Here is a 19,374-nt window from a genome sequence, read left to right as displayed (position 1 = left end):
ACCAGCAGGAGGAGGCAGCGACGTGGCTGACCAGCAGACGCCGGAGACCCCGGAGGAGCAGGGCGAACCCACCTCGGAGGAGCCGATCAAGCAGCGGAAGAACGGCCTGTACCCGGGCGTCTCCGACGAGCTCGCCGAGAACATGAAGTCCGGCTGGGCCGACACCGAGCTGCGCGACCTCGACCCCGTCCCACAGGCCGCGCACACCGCCGAGCGGCGCGCGCGGCTCTCCGCCCGCTTCCCCGGCGAGCGCCTGGTGGTCCCCGCGGGCAACCTCAAGACCCGCTCGAACGACACCGAGTACGCCTTCCGCGCCTCCGTCGAGTACGCCTACCTCACCGGCGACCAGACCGAGGACGGCGTCCTGGTCATGGAGCCGAGGGCGGACGGCGGCCACGACGGCGTCCTGTACCTGCTGCCCCGCTCCGACCGCGGCAACGGCGAGTTCTGGCTGGACGGCCAGGGCGAGCTGTGGGTGGGCCGCCGCAACAGCCTCACCGAGGCCGAGAAGCTCTACGGCATGCCCTGCCGGGACGTGCGCACCGTGGCCGACGTGCTGCGCGAGGCGTCCGGCGACGTGCGCGTGGTGCGCGGCCACGACGCGGGCGTCGAGGCCGCCCTCTCCGACAAGACCACCGCCGAGCGCGACGAGGCGCTGCGGGTCTTCCTCTCCGAGATGCGCCTGGTCAAGGACGACTTCGAGGTCGGCGAGCTGCAGAAGGCCGTCGACTCCACCGTGCGCGGCTTCGAGGACGTCGTCCGCGTGCTCGACAAGGCTCAGGCCACCTCCGAGCGCTACATCGAGGGCACCTTCTTCCTGCGCGCCCGCGTGGAGGGCAACGACATCGGCTACGGCTCGATCTGCGCCTCCGGGCCGCACGCGACCACCCTGCACTGGGTGCGCAACGACGGCCCCGTCCGCTCCGGCGACCTGCTGCTGCTGGACGCCGGCGTGGAGACCCACACCCTCTACACCGCCGACGTCACCCGCACCATGCCGGTCGACGGCCGCTTCACCGACCTCCAGCGGAAGATCTACGACGCCGTGTACGACGCGCAGGAGGCGGGCATCGCGGCGGTGAAGCCCGGCGCGAAGTACCTGGACTTCCACCACGCCGCGCAGCGCGTGCTGGCGGAGCGGCTGGTGGAGTGGGGCCTGGTGGAGGGCCCGGTCGAGCGGGTCCTGGAGCTGGGCCTCCAGCGCCGCTGGACGCTGCACGGCACCGGCCACATGCTCGGCATGGACGTCCACGACTGCGCCGCGGCGCGCCGCGAGGCGTACGCCGAGGGCACGCTGGAGCCGGGCATGTGCCTGACGGTGGAGCCGGGCCTGTACTTCCAGCCGGACGACCTGACGGTGCCCGAGGAGTACCGGGGCATCGGCGTGCGCATCGAGGACGACATCCTCGTCACCGAGGACGGCAACCGGAACCTCTCCGCCGCGCTGCCGCGCCGCTCGGACGAGGTCGAGGAGTGGATGGCGCGCCTGCGGGGCTGACGTCCGGGCGCCCTGTCACGGTGCGCGGGGCTGACGTCCCGCCACGGGACAGAGCACGGGACAGCGCACGGGACAGCGCACGGGACAGAGCGGGAGCCCGGCCGCGGAATCGGCCGGGCCCGCGCTCAGGACGCCCTCAGCAGCGAGTCCTCCCGCCACTTGAGGAGCTTGTCGAAGCAGACCATGGCGCCGTCCCCCGGACGGTTGCGGAAGTCGACGTGGTCGGCGAGGGCCTCGATCAGGAACAGGCCCCGGCCGTGCTCGTCGGTGTGGACCCCGTCGCGCGCCTCCTCGCGGAACCCGTCGCGGGCCGGGCCCGCGCTTCTGGCGAACAGGGGCCCGAAGGCGGTCGCCGCATCGAGGTCCGACGGACTGTTCGTGCCGACGGCGTCGGCGGCCGTGTCGGCGGTCGTGTCAGTGACCGTGTCGGCGGTCGCGGCGCGGGGCGCGCTGCGGTACCCGTCCACGAAGCCCGGCCCGTGATCGGTCACCTCGATGCGGCACATGTCGTCATCGATGTACGCCGTCACGTGGTACTCCCCGGCGCCCGCCGGCCCCGTACCCCCGGGACCGCCGTGCTCGACCGCGTTCGCACAGGCCTCCGAGAGCGCGATCGACAGGTCGTAGGAGACGTCGGGATCGACCCCCGCCGTCTCCATGGCCCCGAGCAGGAGCCGCCGGGCGAGCGGGACGCTCGCAGCCTCACGCCGCAAGTGGAGAGACCACCAGATGCTCATGCTCAGCCTCCTGGCTGCGGCTCGACATACGCTACGTATTGCCCGGGGCGGCGACGGTAAGCACGGCGGCGGCGCGCTACCCCTCATTCGGCGGACCCGATGAGTTCCGCAATGTACGGAAAATGTACGAGGTGATCCCCTCGTCCGGTTGTCAACCGCGTTGTGAGGGTGCCCCGTGTCGCGGCCGGACGGGTGATGAGATGATGGCCCGGCCATGAGAGCCCCCGTCGCGCGTGCCGCCGCCGACCTGCGACTGCTGCGGGCCGCGGTGTTCGCCGCGGTCTGCGTCACGCTGTCCGCGGCCGGTCACGTGTCCGCCGCCGGGCAGTCCCTGTCGGTGTGGGCGGTCCTGGCCGGCTTCGCGGCCGTGCTCGCCACCGCCGTGCCGCTGGCCGGACGCGAGCGCTCGCTGCCGGGCATCGCGGCGCTGCTGGCCCTGGGGCAGGTCGCTCTGCACTTCCTCTTCTCCTGCGGCCAGGCCGCGCACACGGCCCAGACCCAGACCCCGGCCGCCCCGGACCGGGGCGACGGCGGGGTGCTCGCGCTGGCCGGGCGGCTGCTGTGCAACGACCGGGCCGCCGCCGCCCTGAGCGAGGCCGAGGCCCGGCGCATCGTCGCCGACGCCGGGCTCTCCGGAGCCCTCCCCGGCGGCCACGCCGCCGGGGGGCACACCGCCGCGGGCGCCGCCGACACGGTGGCCGGTGCGACGGCCGGCACGGCGATCGGCGGCGCGGCCGACTGCCTGCGGTACGCCGTGAACTCCGCACTTTCGCTGCTCTCCGCCCCCATGCTGCTCGGCCATCTGCTGGCCGCGCTCGCCATGGGCTGGCTGCTGCGGCGCGGCGACGCCGCACTGTGGCGGCTGGTGGGGCTGTCGGCCCACTTCGCCGACGGACTCGACGGGCTCGACGGGCTCGACGGGTTCACCGGCGGACTCTGCGGGCTGCTCGTACGCGCCCTGCGCACCGCGCTGCGCTGCGTACGCGCCCTGCTGCGCGGGCTGCTGCCCGAGGACGCCGTGCCGGTGCGCGCCCCGCGCGCGGACGCGGCCGGCGGCCCGGTTCCGCCCGCCTCCCTGCTGCCGTCGCACTCGGTGGTCAGGCGCGGGCCGCCCGCCGCGCGGGATCTGACCCTCGCGGCCTGAAGCGCACGCTCCCCGCTCTCCCGAGCACGGGCATGGTGCGCCCGCCGCCGCGCACCATGCCCGGGCTCGTCCGGCCGGGAGGCGCAGAGCGCGCCTCCCCGACCCAAGTGCGGTCGCGGCCGGGGAGCGCCCCCATGCCTGATGAGGAGTGTCCTTCAGCATGCAGTCCCAGACACCGGTCACCAAGCCGTCCACCGTGCCGCTCGCCGCGTCGTCCGCCGTGCCGTCCGTCCGCCGTCTCGCCGCGGCCGGCGCCGTCGCGGCCGCCCTGGCCCTCGCCGCCGCCGGACCGGCCGCCGCCCACATCTCCGTCAACCCCGGCGAGGCCGAGCAGGGCGGCTACACGACGATCGACGTCAAGGTCCCCAACGAGCGGGACGACGCCTCCACCGTCAAGGTGGAGGTCACCTTCCCCGCCGACCACCCGCTCGCCTCGGTGATGCCCCAGCCGGTGCCCGGCTGGGAGGTGAAGGTGACCAAGGCCAAGCCGGCCGAGCCCGTGGAGGCCCACGGCCGGAAGCTCACCGAGGTCCCCTCCAAGATCATCTGGACGGAGACCGGCGGCGGCATCGAGCCGGGCACCTTCCAGCAGTTCCCCGTCTCCGTCGGGAAGCTTCCCGAGGACACCGACCGGCTCGTCCTCAAGGCCGTCCAGACGTACGGCAACGACGAGGTCGTGCGCTGGATCGAGGAGCCGCCCGCCGAGGGCGAGGGGGGCGAGGAGCCGGAGCACCCGGCGCCCGTGCTGAACCTCGTCCCGCCCTCCGGGGGCGGCCACGGCGGTGACGCGGACGCCGGCACCGAGACCGGTACCGACCAGGCCGCCGCCGGCACCGAGACCGGTACCGAGACCGCGGCCCAGGGCGAGGCGGGCGGCGCGGCGGACGCCTCCGACACCACCGCCCGCGTCCTCGCCGTCACCGGCATCGCCGTCGGGGCCGCCGGCGTCGCCTTCGGCGTCCTGGCCGGACGCCGCCGCACCTCCTGACACCCGGCCGCCCCCGGAGGGGCCCGCCCGCACCGGCGGCCCCCTCCGGGTCCGCGGCCGCCGCCCACCACCACAAGCAACACCACCACAAGCACCACCGCGAGAAGGAAAGAACCCTCATGCACCGCACTCCGCGCCGCCACCCCCGGCGCACCCGCCGCGCCCTCGGGCTCGCCCTGGCCGCCGTGCTGCTCACCGCGGGCACCACCGCCTGCGGCGGCTCCGGCGACGACGGCTCCGGCAGCTCCGGCAACGCCCCGGCCTCGGCGGACACCGGCACCGGCACCGGCCCCAAGCAGGGCGTCGTCCTGGACAACCCCTTCGACAAGCCGGAGCTGGTCCTCACCGACACCGACGGCGAGACCTACGACCTGGTCGAGGAGACCGAGGGCCACCCGACCCTGATCTACTTCGGCTACACCCACTGCCCCGACGTGTGCCCCCTGACGATGAGCAACATCGCCGTCGCCAAGTCCAAGCTGCCCGAGGCCGAGCAGGAGAAGCTGCGGGTCGTCTTCGTCACCTCCGACCCCGAGCGCGACACCCCCGAGTCGCTCGGCGAGTGGCTGCGCGCCCAGGACCCCGACTTCATCGGGCTCACCGGCGACTTCGAGAAGATCCGGGCCGGCGCCCGCTCCCTGGGCATCTCCCTGGAGCCGCCGGTGGAGGACGAGAACGGCGACATCGTCTCCTCCCACGGCACCCAGGTCCTGGCCTTCCTGCCGAAGGACGACCGGGCGCACGTGCTCTACACCGAGGACGTGCCCGTCGAGACCTACGAGAAGGACCTGCCCGCGCTCGCCCAGGGGAAGCTGCCGTGAACCGCCGAACCCACCGAACCCACCGAACCCGCCGGATCCGCCTGAGCGACCGCCCCGTCCGCCGGTCCCTCGGGCTCGCCCTGGCCGCCGCGCTGCTCACCGCGGGCACCGCCGCCTGCGGCGGCTCCTCGGGCCCGGAGCTGACCGTGGAGGGCGCCTACGTGCCCGAGCCGGTCACCGCCGACCGGGCGGGCGGCTTCCTGGTCGTCCGCAACGACGGCGACACCGCCGACCGGCTCGTCTCGGCCGCCAGCGACATCTCCGACGACGTGCAGATCCACGAGACCACCGGCGGGCGGATGCGGCGGGTGGACTCCCTGACCGTGCCCGCCGACGGCACTCTGGAGCTCAGCCGGGGCGGCAACCACCTGATGTTCATGGACCTGGAGCGCAAGCCCGCCGAGGGCGAGAAGGTCTCGGTGGAGCTGCGCTTCGAGAAGTCCGACCCGATCACCGTCGAGGTCCCGGTCGAGGCGGTCAACCACGTCCCCGACGCCTCCGGGCACACCGAGCACTCCGAAGAGTGAGGCAGGTACCCCCGTCATGACCACCACCGCTCCCCGCGCCCTGCCACGGCCGGCCGGCCGACCCGGCCCGCACGGGCGGTCCGGGCTGCTCGGCGTGCTCGGTCTGCTCGGTGCGCTGGCGGCGCTGCTGCTCGGCGGCGCCGCGCCGGCCGCCGCGCACGCCACGCTGACCGGCAGCGACCCGGCGCGGGGAGCGGTGGTGGACCGGGCCCCCCGGCAGGTGACGCTCACCTTCTCCGAGAGCGTGTCCATGGCGGACGACGCCATCCGCGTCCTCGCGCCCGACGGCGGGCGGGTGGACACCGGCCGGGTGCAAAACCTCTCCGGCGGCGGCGAGATCCGCCACGGCACCGGGCTGCGCGACGGGCTGCCCGAGGGCACCTACACCGTCGTCTGGAAGGCGGTCTCGGCCGACAGCCACCCCATCTCCGGCGCCTTCACCTTCTCCGTCGGCGCCCCCTCGCGGACCTCCGCCGCCGTGCCGGGGGAGGAGCCGGGCGGCGGCGCGGTCGGCGTGCTCCACGACATCGCCCGCTACGCCGCCTACACCGGCTTCGTGCTGCTCGTCGGCGGGTCGGCCTTCGTCCTCGGCTGCCTGCCGGCCGCCGCCCGGTCGCGGGCGGTGCGGCGCCTGGTGGTGGCCGGCTGGGTCACGCTGACCGCCGGCACCGTCGCGGCGCTGCTGCTGCGCGTCCCGTACACCGGCGCGGGCGGGCCGGGCGACATGCTCGACACGGGTGCGCTCCGGACGGTGCTGGAGACCAGGACGGGTACGGCGCTGGTGTCCCGGCTGCTGCTGCTCGCGGCGGCAGGGCTGTTCGTCTCGCTGCTGTTCGGGGCGTACGCCCGGCGAAGCGGCGGGGAGCGGGCCGGGGACGACCGCGGCGACCGGCGCGACCGGCGGAGTCCGGCCATCGGCCTGTCGGCGGGCGGCGCGGTCCTCGCCGTGGGGCTCGCCGCGACCTGGGCGGCGGCCGAGCACGCCTCGACCGGCCCCCAGACCGCCGTGGCGGTGCCGGCCGACATCGTTCACCTGCTCGCCGTCGCCGTCTGGCTGGGCGGTCTGGCGGCGCTGCTCGCCGTACTGCGGTGGGGGCCCGCGGTGGGCGGGGATGCGGTGCGCCGCTTCTCGCGGACCGCACTCGGCTCCGTGGCCGTCCTCGCCGCCACCGGCCTCTACCAGTCCTGGCGGCAGGTGGGCGGCTGGGAGGCGCTGACCTCCACCTCGTACGGGCGGCTGCTGCTGGCCAAGATCGCGCTGGTGGCGCTGCTGCTCGTGGCCGCCCGACTCTCCCACCGCCACACCGCCCGGCTGGTGGACGCGCCCGGGGAGCGGCCCGTCCCCGAACCGGTGTCCGTCCCCGAACCGGAACCCGTCCCGGAACCGGTGGCCGTCCCCGAACCGGGCCCGGACGTCACCCCCGAGCGCGCCGCGCAGCTCGCCCGCCAGCGCGCCGCGGTCGAGGCCGCGCGCCGCAGGCGGGAGCGCGACGCCGACCCGGCACGCGCCGGGCTGCGGCGCTCGGTGCTCGCCGAGGCGGCCGTCGCGGCGGCCGTCCTGGCCGTGACGACCCTGCTCACCGCGGCCGAGCCCGCCCGTACCGCCGTGGCGTCCGGTACGGCGGCCGGCACCGCCGCCGAGCAGGGACGGGAGCAGGGCGGGGCCGGCTCCGACCGCTGCGGGCCGCTGGTCCTCACCGTCCCCTTCGACACCGGCGGCCCGGGCGGCGCCGGCCGGGCCCAGCTCCTGCTGGACCCGGGCAGGAGCGGCGGCAACTCCCTGCTGGTGCGCACCACCACCACCGGCGGCGAGCCCCTGGACGCGCCCGAGGTCCGGGTCGCCTTCACCCTTCCCGCCCGGGACGTCGGCCCGCTGACCGCCTCCCTGGGGCGGACCGGCGAGGGCCGCTGGTCCGCCTCCGGCCTCCAGCTCCCCCTGCCGGGCGTCTGGGAGGCCGCCGTGACCGTGCGGACCTCCGACATCGACCAGGTGACCGAGCGGAAGACCTTCGAGCTCGACTGACCGCCACCCGCACCCCGCCCCCGTACCGCCCGAGACACCGAGCACCACCCGAGAACCGAGACTGGGCAGCGATGACACACCACCCCGACAACGGCACCGGCACCGGCACCGGCACCGGCAATAGCACCGACAGCAGCACCGGCACCGGCAACGGCCCCGAGCAGTCCACCGACCCCCGTCCCGGCCCCTCCCGCCGCCGTCTGCTCGGCGCGGCGGGCGCGGCCGGCGCCGCCGGGCTGGCGCTCGGCGCGGCGGGCGGCGCCCTGGGCACGGCCGCCGCCACCGAGCCGCCCACCGCCCTGTCCACGGTCGGCAGCAGCCGCGTCCCCTTCCGCGGCGACCACCAGCCGGGCATCACCGAGCCCGCGCAGGCGCACGGGCACCTCCTCGCCCTCGACCTGGCGCCGGGCGCCGGGCGGAAGGAGGCGGCCGCGCTGCTGCGCCGCTGGACGCGGACGGCCGAGGCGCTGATGGCGGGCGAGGAGCCCGCCGCCCGGCTGCACGACACCGGCATCGCCCTGGACGCCGGACCGTCCTCCCTCACCGTCACCTTCGGTTTCGGCCGCACCTTCTTCGACCGCACGGGCCTGGCCGCGCGCCGCCCGTCCGCCCTCGCACCGCTGCCCCCGTTCTCGGCCGACGAGCTGGACGCCAGGCGCTCCGGCGGCGACCTGTGGGTGCAGATCGGCGCCGACGACGCCCTGGTCGCCTTCCACGCGCTGCGCGCCCTCCAGCGCGAGGCGGACGGCACCGCCCGGGTGCGCTGGCAGATGAACGGCTTCAACCGCTCCCCGGGCGCCACCGCCTCCCCCCGCACCGCCCGCAACCTGATGGGCCAGATCGACGGCACCAACAACCCGAAGGAGACGGACGAGGACTTCGAGCAGCGCGTCTTCGTGCCCGCCGGCGGCGACCCGGAGTGGATGGCGGGCGGCTCGTACGCGGTGGTGCGGCGGATCCGGATGCTGCTGGACGACTGGGAGCGCGTCCCGCTCGCCGATCAGGAGAAGGTGATGGGCCGCCGCAAGTCCGACGGCGCCCCGCTGTCGGGCGGCCTTGAGACCACCCCGGTGGATCTGGACGAGCGGGGCCCGGACGGCGGCCCGGCCATCGCCGCCGACGCACACGTACGGGTGACGGCGCCCGCGTCCAACGGCGGCGCGGCGATGCTGCGGCGCTCCTTCTCCTACCACGACGGCTTCCGCGACGACGGGGCGCCGGACGCCGGGCTGCTGTTCGTCGCCTGGCAGGCGGACCCGATGCGGGGCTTCGTGCCCGTGCAGCGCAAGCTCGACCGGGGGGACGCCCTGTCCCGCTTCATCCGGCACGAGGCGAGCGCGCTGTTCGCGGTGCCGGGCGGTGCGCGCGAGGACGAGTACGTGGGCCGGCGCCTGCTCGAAGGCTGAGACCGCGGGCTGCCCGTCCCCCGGCCGGACTACTGTGGACGGCATGTCACCCGCGAGCCGCTACACCTACCTGGGCCCCGAGGGCACCTTCACCGAGGCCGCGCTCCGCACCCTCCCGGAGGCTGCCACGCGCGAGCTGGTGCCGATGGTGTCGGTGCCCGCCGCGCTGGACGCCGTGCGCAACGGGGAGGCGGGCGGCTCCCTGGTGCCGATCGAGAACTCGGTCGAGGGCGGGGTCACCGCGACCCTGGACGAGCTGGCCACCGGCCGGCCGCTGATGATCTACCGCGAGGTGCTGCTGCCGATCGCCTTCGCGCTGCTGGTGCGGCCGGGCACCGCGCTGGAGGCGGTCAAGACGGTGACCGGGCACCCGGTGGCCCAGCCGCAGGTGCGCCGCTGGCTGGCGGAGCGTCTGCCCGACGCCCAGTGGGAGTCGGCGGCCTCCAACGCGGACGGCGCCCGGCTGGTGCAGGAGGGCCGGTACGACGCGGCGTTCGCGGGCGAGTTCGCGGCGGCGACGTACGGTCTGGAGCCGCTGGTGACCGGCATCCACGACGCGGAGAACGCCGCCACGCGCTTCGTGCTGGTCGGCCGGCCGGGGCGGCCCGCGGCGCGGACGGGCGCGGACAAGACCTCTTTGGTGCTGTGGCTCGGCGACGACCACCCCGGCGCGCTGCTGGAGCTGCTCCAGGAGTTCGCGGTGCGGGGCGTGAACCTGGTGCGGATCGAGTCGCGGCCGACGGGTGAGGGCATCGGCCGGTACTGCTTCTCGGTGGACGCCGAGGGGCACATCTCCGACCGGCGGGTGGGCGAGGCGCTGATGGGGCTTCGGCGCATCTGCCCGAAGGTGCGCTTTCTGGGGTCGTATCCGCGGGCGGGCGTGGAGCCGTCGCAGACCACACCGCTGCGGCGGGGGACGACGGACGACGAGTTCGCGGAGGCGGCGGACTGGCTGGCGCGCTGCGTCGACGGCCGCGCCTGAGGGGTGTGCGGCACTTCCCGGAAGTTATCCACAGGGGCGGTGGGCGTCCTGTGCACAACACGGAACGGACAAGTTTCCATTTCGGGCAAAAGCCGCGAATCACCCTTCTCTGTTCACAGCCCCTCAGAAACTCTTCATCCGCCCAATTCGATTGATCGACACCCGGGAGGGTGGCATTTCCCTCCGAAAAGGCGTGTAGGAGATGCGTGAGGAGGGAATCGATGGGCGAGCGCGAATCCCGCACGCGCGCCCCCTCCGTCTTCCACAGGATTTCCATACCCCCTGTGGAAAACTCGACGGTCTCCCCCCGAGTCTGTGGATAACAATCGCCGCTCCTCCCGGCCGAGCCCCGGTCAAAGCCCGGCCGAGCCCCGGTCAAAGCCTGGTTGAGGCCTGGCCGGCCTCGCGCACACCGCCTCGCACACGCCCTCCCGCGCGCCTTCGCGCACACCCTCGCGCCGTCACCCCTTTCGTCCACCTCCGTACCCGCACGCCCCCCTGTACGGTGACAGCGGAAATTTCCTTGACGACCCCTTTCCCCTATTCCGCCGCGAACGACAAAAGCCGCATAACGCCACGTATCGCCATATCGGGTCGAGCGGACCGCACGCCCCCGGTACCCTGACGGCGTGATTGACCTTCGCCTGCTCCGTGAGGACCCAGACCGTGTGCGCGCCTCCCAGCGCGCCCGTGGAGAGGACGTCGGCCTCGTCGACGCCCTGCTCTCCGCCGACGAGCGGCGCAGGTCGTCCGGCGTCCGCTTCGACGAACTGCGCGCCGAGCAGAAGCAGCTCGGCAAGCTGATCCCGAAGGCCGCCGGCGACGAGAAGGCCGAGCTGCTCAGGCGCGCCGGCGAGCTGTCCGCCGCGGTCAAGGCCGCCGACGCCGAGCGCGACGAGGCCGAGGCCGAGGCGCAGCGGCTCCTCCGCCAACTCGGCAACCTCGTCCACCCCGAGGTCCCCGTCGGCGGCGAGGACGACTTCACCGTCCGCGAGACGCACGGCACCCCGCGCGACTTCGACGCCGAGGGCTTCGAACCCAAGGACCACCTGGAGCTCGGCCAGGCACTCGGCGCGATCGACGTCGAGCGCGGCGCCAAGGTCTCCGGCTCGCGCTTCTACTACCTCACCGGCGTCGGCGCCCTGCTGGAGCTGGCCCTGGTCAACGCCGCGATCGCGCAGGCCACCGAGGCCGGCTTCATCCCGATGCTCACCCCCGCGCTGGTCAAGCCGCGCGCCATGGAGGGCACCGGCTTCCTCGGCCAGGCCGCCGAGAACGTCTACCACCTGGAGAAGGACGACTACTACCTCGTCGGCACCTCCGAAGTGCCGCTCGCCGGCTACCACATGGACGAGATCGTCGAGGCGGACAAGCTTCCGCTGCGCTACGCGGGCTTCTCCCCCTGCTTCCGCCGCGAGGCCGGCTCGTACGGCAAGGACACCCGCGGCATCTTCCGCGTCCACCAGTTCGACAAGGTGGAGATGTTCTCCTACGTGACCCCCGAGGAGTCCGAGGCGGAGCACTGGCGGCTGCTGGAGTGGGAGAAGCAGTGGCTGACCGGCCTGGAGCTGCCGTTCCGGGTGATCGACGTGGCCACCGGCGACCTGGGCGCCTCCGCCTCGCGGAAGTTCGACTGCGAGGCGTGGATCCCCACCCAGGGCAAGTACCGCGAGCTGACCTCGGCGTCGAACTGCAACGAGTTCCAGGCCCGTCGGCTGTCCATCCGGATGCGCCAGGACAAGAAGGTGCGCCCGCTGGCCACCCTCAACGGCACGCTGTGCGCGGTGCCCCGCACCATCGTGGCCCTGCTGGAGAACCACCAGCGGGCCGACGGTTCGGTCCGCGTACCCGAGGTGCTCCGCCCCTACCTGGGCGGGCGCGAGGTGCTGGAGCCCGTGTCCCGGTGAGCACCGCAGCGCCGGGCTTCCCCTTCAGGCTGGTCGCCACCGACCTCGACGGCACGCTGCTGCGCAGCGACGACACCGTCTCGGCACGCACCCGCGACGCGCTCGCCGCCGCCACGGCGGCGGGCGCCGCGCACATCGTGGTGACCGGCCGCGCCGTGCCCTGGACCAGACACATCCTGGACGAGCTGGGCTACGACGGCCTGGCCGTCTGCGGGCAGGGCGCGCAGGTCTACCACGCGGGCGAGCACCGGCTGCTGACCTCCGTCACACTCGACCGGCAGCAGGCCCGGCTGGCGGTGGAGAAGATCGAGACGGAGACCGGCCCGCTGGCGCTGGCCGCCTCGCGGGACGGGCTGGACGGCGAGGTGCTGCTCGGGCCCGGCTACCGGCCGGTCGGCGAGAGGCTCCCCGCCGTCACCGGGACCGATCCGGACGAGTTGTGGGCCGAGCCCCTGAACAAGCTGTACATCCAGCGCCCCGGACTGGACGACGACGTGCTGGCCGACGCCGCCCGGCGGATCGCGGGTGATCTGGTGAGCGTGGTGATGGCGGGCGAGGGCATCGTCGAACTGCTGCCGCTGGGGCTGTCCAAGGCCCGCGGGCTGGCGATCGCCGCGCGCCGTCTGGGCCGCTCGGCCACCACCACGATCGCCTTCGGCGACATGCCCAACGACATCCCCATGTTCGCCTGGGCCGCCCACGGCGTCGCCATGGCCGACGCCCACCCGGAGCTGCTGGCGGTGGCCGACGAGGTGACCGAGTCCAACGACGCGGACGGCATCGCGGTCGTGCTGGAGCGGCTGCTCGCCGGTCTGTGAACCGGCGCCCTGTGAACCGGCGCCCTGCGAGCGGGCTTCCCGCGAGCGGAAGCGTGTGGGACCGGGTCGGTCCGGGGCCGGGTCAGTCCGCCGGCGGCGGGCCCTCGCCGGTGCCCTCCAGCACCGCCCGGCAGATCTCGTGGAGCCGCCGGGTCTGCTCGGGCGTGAGGCTGTCGAACAGGGAGAGCCGGACCTGCTCCACATGGCCGGGCGCGATGGCCTCCAGCTCGGCCAGCCCCTCGTCGGTCAGCGTGGCCAGGGTGGTGCGGTGGTCGGCGGGGTGCTGGCACCGGCTGACCCACCCCTTGGCCTCCAGCCGGGCGACCGCGTGGGAGAGCCTGCTGGCCGATGAGCGGGTGGTCCGGGCGAGCCGGCTCATGGTGAGGGTGCGCTCGGGCGCCTCGGAGAGCATGGCCAGGATCTGGTAGTACGCCAGCGGCATCCCGGCGTCGCGCTGCAACTGCCGGTCCAGTTCCTCGCGTACGCGCTGGGTGGCGGCCAGGAACGCCCGCCAGGTCCGCTGCTCTTCGTCGTCCAGCCACCGTGTCGTGCCCATGTTTCCAGCGTACGAGGCCGAAGGGCGGTGCCCTTCGGCCTCGTACGTCCGGTGTTCGGTGCCCGGCGTCCGGTGTTCGGTGACCGGTTCCCGGTCACTCCTCGCCGGCGAGGGTGAGGGTGCGCAGCTTCCGCCCGGCGTACCAGGCGCCGGCGACGGTCACCGCCGCCAGCAGCACCGCGGCGACCGGCAGTCCGACGTCGGAGGCGATGCCCGCGCCCGGCGCGGTCTTCTCGGCCAGGGCCAGGGCCCACTGCTGGACGCTGAGGGTCCGGGCGCCGGGGACGAGGCTGCCGATGAGCGCCTCCCAGATCAGGGCGTAGACCAGGCCGAAGACGACGGCCTGCCGGCTGACCGTGCCCAGCAGCAGGAACAGCGCGCTGTAGGCGACGGACGCGGCGACCGCGGCGACGGCGTAGGCGACGGCGATCTGCCGGCTGTTGCCGTTGAGGACGAACCCGGCGATCAGCATGGGGACGGCGGAGAACACCATGGTGACGCCGACGGCGACGGTCAGCTTGGTGAGGATGATCGTCGGCCGCTTCAGCGGCTTGGCCAGCAGATAGACGATCGAGCCGTCGTCGATCTCCGGGCCGATCGCGCCGGTCCCGGCGATCACGCCGATCAGCGGGACCATGGTGGCCAGCGCGAAGCCGCCGAGCACCTGGTTGGCGACGGCGTCGTCGGCGCCGACCAGCAGACGGACCGCGACGGAGATCGCGATCAGTACGGCGGGCAGGACGAACAGGATCAGCGCCCGGCGGCGGCCGAGCAGGGCCCGGTAGGTGAGCCGGGCGACCGTGGGGTCGTACATCGGTGTGGGGCTCCTTGGTTCTCAGACGGTCTCGGGGTCCTCGGTGGCCCGGTTGTTCTCAGGCCGCGACGAGGTAGGAGAAGACGCTCTCCAGGGACTCGTCCGAGGGCGAGACCGTGAGGAGCCGGATCCCGTGCTCGCGGGCGATGCGCGGGAGCTGCTCGGTGAAGCGCGTGAAGTCGATCGCCTGGACGCGCAGGGCGCGTTCGGACCAGTCGAGTTCGATGCCCGCCGTGCTGGGATCGGCGATCAGGGCGGCGGCCAGCGCGCGGTCGTCGCTGGAGCGCACCAGATAGCGGTGGGGGCGGTCGGTCATCAGCCGGCGGATGCGCCGGAAGTCGCCGGAGGCCGCGTGCCGTCCCGCGACGATCACCTCGATGTGGGAGGCGAGCTGCTCGACCTCCTCCAGGATGTGGGAGGAGAACAGCACCGTGCGGCCCTCGGCGCCCATCCGCCGCAGCAGTTCCATCAGCTGCATGCGCTGGCGCGGGTCCATGCCGTTGAACGGCTCGTCCAGCAGCAGCACGGACGGGTCGTGGACGAGCGCGGAGGCCATCTTCACGCGCTGCCGCATGCCCTTGCTGTAGGTGGAGACCTTCCGGTCCTGGGCGTACTCCATCTCCACGGTGGCCAGGGCCCGCCGCGCGGCCTCGCCCGCATCGGGCAGGCCGTGCAGCTCGGCGTTGGCCAGCACGAACTCGCGGCCGGTGAGGAAGTCGTACATCGCCTCGCGTTCGGGGACGACTCCGATCTCCCGGTAGACCCGCTCGTTGCGCCAGATCGCCGCGCCGTCGAGGGTGACGGACCCGGTGGAGGGGGCCAGGAAGCCGCCCATCATGTTGATCAGCGTGGACTTGCCCGCGCCGTTGGGGCCGAGCAGCCCGGTGACGCCCGGGCCGATGTCCATGGTCACGTCGTTGACGGCGACCACGTTGCCGAACCAGCGGGACACATGGTCGATGCGGATGGTGGTCATGGGTCAGGCCGCCTTCTCGTTCCTCGTCCGATGCTTCGCCGCCGGGTCCGTCCCCGTCCGGACCGCTGCCGTCCGGCCCGTCGCCGTCCGGTCCCCGGTCATCACAGGCCCGCCTTGCGGTAGCGGGCCATCAGCGCCGCCCAGCAGCCGGCGATCAGGGCGAGGGTGACCAGGGCGTAGACGGCCGCCGCGGCGGTGCCGGGCTCGTGGAAGCCGGGGAAGCCGGAGTCGCCGCCGAGGAACGCCGACTGGATGCCGTCCACCAGCGTGCCGGGGGAGGCCAGGCCGAGCCAGGTGACGGCGGTGGCGCTGTTCGCCTGGAACTCGGCGACCGCCTGGACGGTGGTGACCGCGAAGTAGGGGATGGTGAGCACCGCGATGACCGCGGCGACACCGAAGCCCCGGCGCGGGGTGAGCGCGGCGACCAGCAGGCCGATGCCCGCGTGGAGCACGGAGAACACCGCGGTGGAGCCCAGTCCCTGGAGGAACTGCGTGCTCTGGTCGGCGAAGCCGAGCTTCGCCAGCAGCCCGCCCGCGTACAGCACCACCAGCGGCAGGGAGGTGAACAGGAACAGCGCCGCGGTCATGGCCGCGTACTTGGCCCCCACGTAGTCGGCGCGCTCGATCGGGCGCGAGAAGTACAGCGGCACGGTGCGGAAGCGCAGGTCCAGGGAGACCGACTGCGGGGCCTGGGCGGCGATGTAGAGGCCGATGACCGGCTGCATCACCAACACGTAGTCGGTGTACCGCATCGGTAGCTCGTCGGCGCCGGTGACGACGGTGACCGCGACCATCGCGCCCGCGGGCAGGACCATCACGGCCAGCAGGATGAACGGCAGCACCTTGGACTTCGCCGAGCGGCCCAGGCCGTACGCGCCGCGCAGGGACTGGACCAGCAGCGACCACCGGGCGTAGGAGCGGCCCAGCCGGGGTCCGTCGTAGTGGCGGTAGCCGATGTTGTGGATGCTGGCGTCCTCGCCGCGCTGGGCGGGGACGGCGGCTCCGGGATGGGTGCCGGGGTGGTTGCCCGTGTCAGGCCGCATCGGTGCTGCCTCCCTTCTGCGTGCTCTTCTCGGCGGCCTGCTCCGCGGCCTGCTCGGTGGTGTCCGCCGTGGTGCCCGCCGTGGCGCCCGTGGCGCCGGGCGTCTGGAAGACCTCGGCGATGCGGTGCCTGCGCTGCTCCATGCGGACCAGGCCCAGACCCAGCTCCGCGACCGTGTCGCGGACGGTGTCGTGGACGGCCTCGGAGCCCGCCTCGACCAGCAGCACGTGCCCGGCGCCCGGCAGGCCCTCGCCGCCCGCCCCGGGGGGCGCCACGGTGAGCCCGGCCCCGGCCAGGGCGGTGCGCAGGGCCTCGGTGCCGTCGGGGTGGGCGTCGGTGTCGGTGACCTCGACGGCCAGGGTGGTCGTCTCCTGGGTGAAGCTGGCGGTGGAGGAGGAGCGCAGCAGCTTCCCGCCGTCGATGACGACGACGTGGTCGCAGGTGCGCTCCAGCTCGCCCAGCAGGTGCGAGGTGACCAGCACCGAGATGCCGAAGTCGGTGTGGACGCGGCGGATCAGGCCGAGCATGTCGTCGCGGCCGACCGGGTCGAGGCCGTTGGTGGGCTCGTCCAGCAGCACCAGCCGCGGGTCGTGGACGAGCGCCTGGGCCAGCTTGACCCGCTGCTTCATACCCGTCGAGTAACCGCCCATGGGGCGGTAGCGCTCCTCGTACAGGCCGACGTGGCGCAGGGTGTCGGCGGTGCGCTCGCGGGCGGCGGAGGCGGGCAGGCCGGACATCCGCGCCATGTGGACGACGAACTCGGTCGCCGACACGTCGGGCGGCAGACAGTCGTGCTCGGGCATGTACCCGACGCGCTCGCGGATGGCGCCGCCCTCGGTGGCCACGTCCAGGCCGAGCACGGAGGCGGTGCCCTCGCTGGCCGGGGCCAGTCCCAGGAGGATCTTGATCAGGGTGGACTTGCCCGCACCGTTGGCGCCCACCAGTCCGGTCACCCCGGGTTCGATCTGCATGGTGAGCCGGTCGAGCGCGGTCACCCGTGGGTACCGCTTGCTGAGGCTTTCGGTCGCGATCACAGTCACCCCACGACCGTAATGCCGCCTGCCACCGGTCACGTCACCCCGGGGGCGTGATTGTTCCTCGTACTGGAGGCGTAGATGCCCCTAAGGGCTCATCCGGCGGGGTAGGTCCTGACCGGATCCGGTGTCATGCCGGGAAGACCGGCTACCCGGGGTGCGGGAGTGCCGGGCGTGGTGGGAGGAGAGGCACACATGGAGTCGGAGGCGAGTGGCCCGGGGAGCGCGCGGGAACGGCGCGTGGCCGGGGCGGACGGCGTGGAGCTGTGCGTCGCCGAGCTGGGCGAGGCGGTGGGGGCGGACGGGAGCCGCCGCCCCACGGTGGTCCTGCTGCACGGCTACCCGGACTCCAAGGAGGTCTGGGCACCGGTGGCCGAACGACTGGCGGACCGCTTCCACGTGGTGCTGTACGACGTGCGCGGCTGCGGCCGGTCCGCCGCCCCGCGGCCGCTGCGCGGCGGCTTCACGCTGGAGCGGCTGACCGGCGACTTCCTGGCGGTCGCGGACGCGGTCAGCCCGCACGCCCCGGTACATCTGGTCGGGCACGACTGGGGCTCGGTGCAGGGCTGGGAGTTCGCCACGGCCGAGCGCGCCCGGGGCCGGATCGCGTCCTTCACCTCGATGTCCGGGCCGTCCCTGGACCACTTCGGGCACTGGTTCCGCAGGCGGCTGACCCGCCCCACCCCGCGGCGTCTGGCCCAGGCGCTGGGGCAGGGCGCCCGCTCCTGGTACGTGTACGCGATGCATGTGCCCGTCCTGCCGGAGCTGGCCTGGCGGGGGCCGCTGGGCAGGGCCTGGCCGGGCATGCTGCGGCGCTCCGAGGGCATCTCGGGCGGCGGTCACCCCGCGCCCTCGCTGCCCCGCGACGCCGCGCACGGCCTGTGGCTGTACCGCGACAACGTACGGGCCCGGATGCTCCGGCCGCGCGAGGACGCCTACGCCCATGTGCCCGTGCAGCTCGTCACCCCGACCGGGGATCCGTTCCTCTCCCCCGCGCTGCGGGAGGAGGCGGAGCGGTGGACGCCCCGCCTGACGTGCCGCTCCCTGCCCGCCGGCCACTGGGCGCCGCGTACCCGGCCCGACCGGCTGGCCGACTGGATCGGCTCGTTCGTCGAGGAGTGCGAGAGGTGCGGGGCGGACGGAGAGCGCGGGGAGCGCGGGGCATACGGCGGCGGGGAGGTGGGCGCACCGGCGACGGTGCGGCGCGGCGGACGGCGCGGGCGCCGGGGGCGCGCGCGGCAGGAGGAGTACGCGGAGCACTTCGGCGGCCTGCTGGTGCTGGTCACCGGCGCGGCCCGGGGCATCGGCCACGAGACGGCGCTGGCCTTCGCCCGGGCCGGCGCCCGGGTCGTCGCCGTGGACATCCGGGGCGAGGAGGTGGCGCGTACGGCCGAGCTGGCCCGGCGGGCCGGCGCACAGGAGGCGTGGGCCGAGGCCGTGGACGTCTCCGACCGGGCGGCGATGGAGGAGCTGGCGCGCAGGACGGCCGCCGAGCACGGCGTGGTGGACGTGCTGGTCAACAACGCCGGGATCGCGGCGGCCGGGCCGTTCCTGGAGCACACCGCGGACGACTGGGAGGCGGTCCTGGGCTCCAACCTGTGGGGCACCGTCCACGGCTGCCGCCTCTTCGGGCGGCAGATGTCCGAGCGCGGGCAGGGCGGCCACATCGTCAACGTCGTCTCCTGCGCCGCCTACGAGCCCACCCGGGCCCTGCCCGCGTACTGCACCTCCAAGGCGGCGGCGCTGATGCTCAGCCAGGTGCTGCGCGCGGACCTGGCCGGCGAGGGCATCGGGGTCTCGGCGATCTGCCCCGGCATCGTCAGCACCTCCATCATCGAGGACACGCGCTTCCGCGGCACCGACGAGCGGGACGCCGACCGCCGCCGCAGGAGGGCCCTCCAGGTCTACCGGATCCGCAGGTTCGCCCCGGAGAGGGTCGCCGACACGGTGCTGCGCTCGGTGATCCGGAACAAGGCGGTGGTCCCGGTGGGGCTGGAGGCGTGGGGCGGTGTGGTGCTGGCCCGGCTGGCGCCGAGCGCGCTGCGGGCGTTCGCCCGGATCAACGTGCGGACACGAGCGTGAGGCCGGGCCGGCGGCCCCG

At 74.3% G+C, this 19,374-nt stretch carries 17 protein-coding genes; 11 read left to right on the top strand and 6 right to left on the bottom strand.

Going from position 1 to position 19,374, the window contains the following annotated elements; all coding sequences use genetic code 11:
• Nucleotides 1-22: 22 nt before the first annotated feature.
• Entirely contained in the window at nucleotides 23-1,498 is a 1,476-nt protein-coding gene (locus tag BM237_RS24735) for an aminopeptidase P family protein (RefSeq protein ID WP_093851940.1), read from the top strand.
• 125 nt (nucleotides 1,499-1,623) lie between these two features.
• Here BM237_RS24735 and BM237_RS24730 read toward each other — a convergent pair whose 3' ends face one another.
• A complete protein-coding gene (locus BM237_RS24730) occupies nucleotides 1,624-2,235 on the bottom strand; it encodes an ATP-binding protein (RefSeq protein ID WP_093851939.1) in 612 nt (203 codons plus the stop codon).
• A 214-nt stretch (nucleotides 2,236-2,449) separates the two neighbouring features.
• Between BM237_RS24730 and BM237_RS24725 the strand changes: the two genes are divergently transcribed.
• From BM237_RS24725 to BM237_RS24685, 9 genes are all read left to right on the top strand, one after another.
• Nucleotides 2,450-3,379: a hypothetical protein gene (locus BM237_RS24725; RefSeq protein WP_093851938.1), complete on the top strand. Its 930-nt coding sequence runs from the start codon at nucleotides 2,450-2,452 to the stop codon at nucleotides 3,377-3,379.
• Between the two features lie 160 nt (nucleotides 3,380-3,539).
• Nucleotides 3,540-4,367: a YcnI family protein gene (locus BM237_RS24720; protein ID WP_093851937.1), complete on the top strand. Its 828-nt coding sequence runs from the start codon at nucleotides 3,540-3,542 to the stop codon at nucleotides 4,365-4,367.
• Between the two features lie 119 nt (nucleotides 4,368-4,486).
• Nucleotides 4,487-5,188 carry an SCO family protein gene (locus tag BM237_RS24715; RefSeq protein WP_093851936.1) on the top strand — a complete coding sequence of 234 codons (702 nt, stop codon included), beginning with the start codon at nucleotides 4,487-4,489 and terminating at the stop codon, nucleotides 5,186-5,188.
• Entirely contained in the window at nucleotides 5,185-5,715 is a 531-nt protein-coding gene (locus BM237_RS24710; protein WP_093851935.1) for a copper chaperone PCu(A)C, read from the top strand. Before BM237_RS24715 ends, BM237_RS24710 begins: the two co-directional genes overlap by 4 nt.
• 16 nt (nucleotides 5,716-5,731) lie before the next feature.
• Nucleotides 5,732-7,738, top strand: coding sequence for a copper resistance CopC/CopD family protein (locus BM237_RS24705; RefSeq protein ID WP_093851934.1), 2,007 nt, complete (start codon nucleotides 5,732-5,734; stop codon nucleotides 7,736-7,738).
• A gap of 71 nt (nucleotides 7,739-7,809) precedes the next feature.
• Nucleotides 7,810-9,144: an iron uptake transporter deferrochelatase/peroxidase subunit gene (efeB, locus tag BM237_RS24700; protein ID WP_093851933.1), complete on the top strand. Its 1,335-nt coding sequence runs from the start codon at nucleotides 7,810-7,812 to the stop codon at nucleotides 9,142-9,144.
• Nucleotides 9,145-9,187: 43 nt separating this feature from the next.
• Entirely contained in the window at nucleotides 9,188-10,126 is a 939-nt protein-coding gene (gene pheA, locus BM237_RS24695) for a prephenate dehydratase (RefSeq protein WP_093851961.1), read from the top strand.
• Nucleotides 10,127-10,755: 629 nt separating this feature from the next.
• On the top strand, nucleotides 10,756-12,033 hold the full coding sequence (gene serS, locus BM237_RS24690) for a serine--tRNA ligase (RefSeq protein ID WP_093851932.1): 1,278 nt from the start codon (nucleotides 10,756-10,758) through the stop codon (nucleotides 12,031-12,033).
• The gene (locus tag BM237_RS24685) at nucleotides 12,030-12,851 is read left to right on the top strand and encodes an HAD family hydrolase (protein WP_093851931.1); all 822 of its coding nucleotides are present in this window, start codon (nucleotides 12,030-12,032) and stop codon (nucleotides 12,849-12,851) included. The genes serS and BM237_RS24685 overlap by 4 nt, the downstream gene beginning before the upstream one ends.
• A gap of 82 nt (nucleotides 12,852-12,933) precedes the next feature.
• Here the strand turns inward: BM237_RS24685 and BM237_RS24680 are convergent, their stop codons facing one another.
• The 5 genes from BM237_RS24680 to BM237_RS24660 form a co-directional block, all read right to left on the bottom strand.
• A complete protein-coding gene (locus BM237_RS24680; protein WP_093851930.1) occupies nucleotides 12,934-13,407 on the bottom strand; it encodes a MarR family winged helix-turn-helix transcriptional regulator in 474 nt (157 codons plus the stop codon).
• 94 nt (nucleotides 13,408-13,501) lie between these two features.
• On the bottom strand, nucleotides 13,502-14,221 hold the full coding sequence (locus tag BM237_RS24675) for an ABC transporter permease subunit (protein WP_093851929.1): 720 nt from the start codon (nucleotides 14,219-14,221) through the stop codon (nucleotides 13,502-13,504).
• A 58-nt stretch (nucleotides 14,222-14,279) separates the two neighbouring features.
• A complete protein-coding gene (locus tag BM237_RS24670) occupies nucleotides 14,280-15,197 on the bottom strand; it encodes an ABC transporter ATP-binding protein (RefSeq protein WP_093851928.1) in 918 nt (305 codons plus the stop codon).
• Between the two features lie 101 nt (nucleotides 15,198-15,298).
• On the bottom strand, nucleotides 15,299-16,240 hold the full coding sequence (locus tag BM237_RS24665; RefSeq protein ID WP_093851927.1) for an ABC transporter permease: 942 nt from the start codon (nucleotides 16,238-16,240) through the stop codon (nucleotides 15,299-15,301).
• A complete protein-coding gene (locus BM237_RS24660; protein ID WP_093851926.1) occupies nucleotides 16,230-17,273 on the bottom strand; it encodes an ABC transporter ATP-binding protein in 1,044 nt (347 codons plus the stop codon). The genes BM237_RS24665 and BM237_RS24660 overlap by 11 nt, the downstream gene beginning before the upstream one ends.
• Before the next feature lie 195 nt (nucleotides 17,274-17,468).
• On the opposite strand from BM237_RS24660, the gene BM237_RS24655 reads away from it, so the two are divergent.
• Nucleotides 17,469-19,355, top strand: a complete 1,887-nt coding sequence (locus tag BM237_RS24655) for an SDR family oxidoreductase (protein ID WP_093851925.1) — start codon at nucleotides 17,469-17,471, stop codon at nucleotides 19,353-19,355.
• Nucleotides 19,356-19,374: the final 19 nt, after the last annotated feature.

The organism is Streptomyces mangrovi, from assembly GCF_900114215.1.
Classification (GTDB): Bacteria; Actinomycetota; Actinomycetes; order Streptomycetales; family Streptomycetaceae; genus Streptomyces; species Streptomyces barkulensis.
The sequence above is the reverse complement of the archived record's forward strand: the minus strand, read 5'-3'. Positions and strand labels throughout refer to the sequence as shown.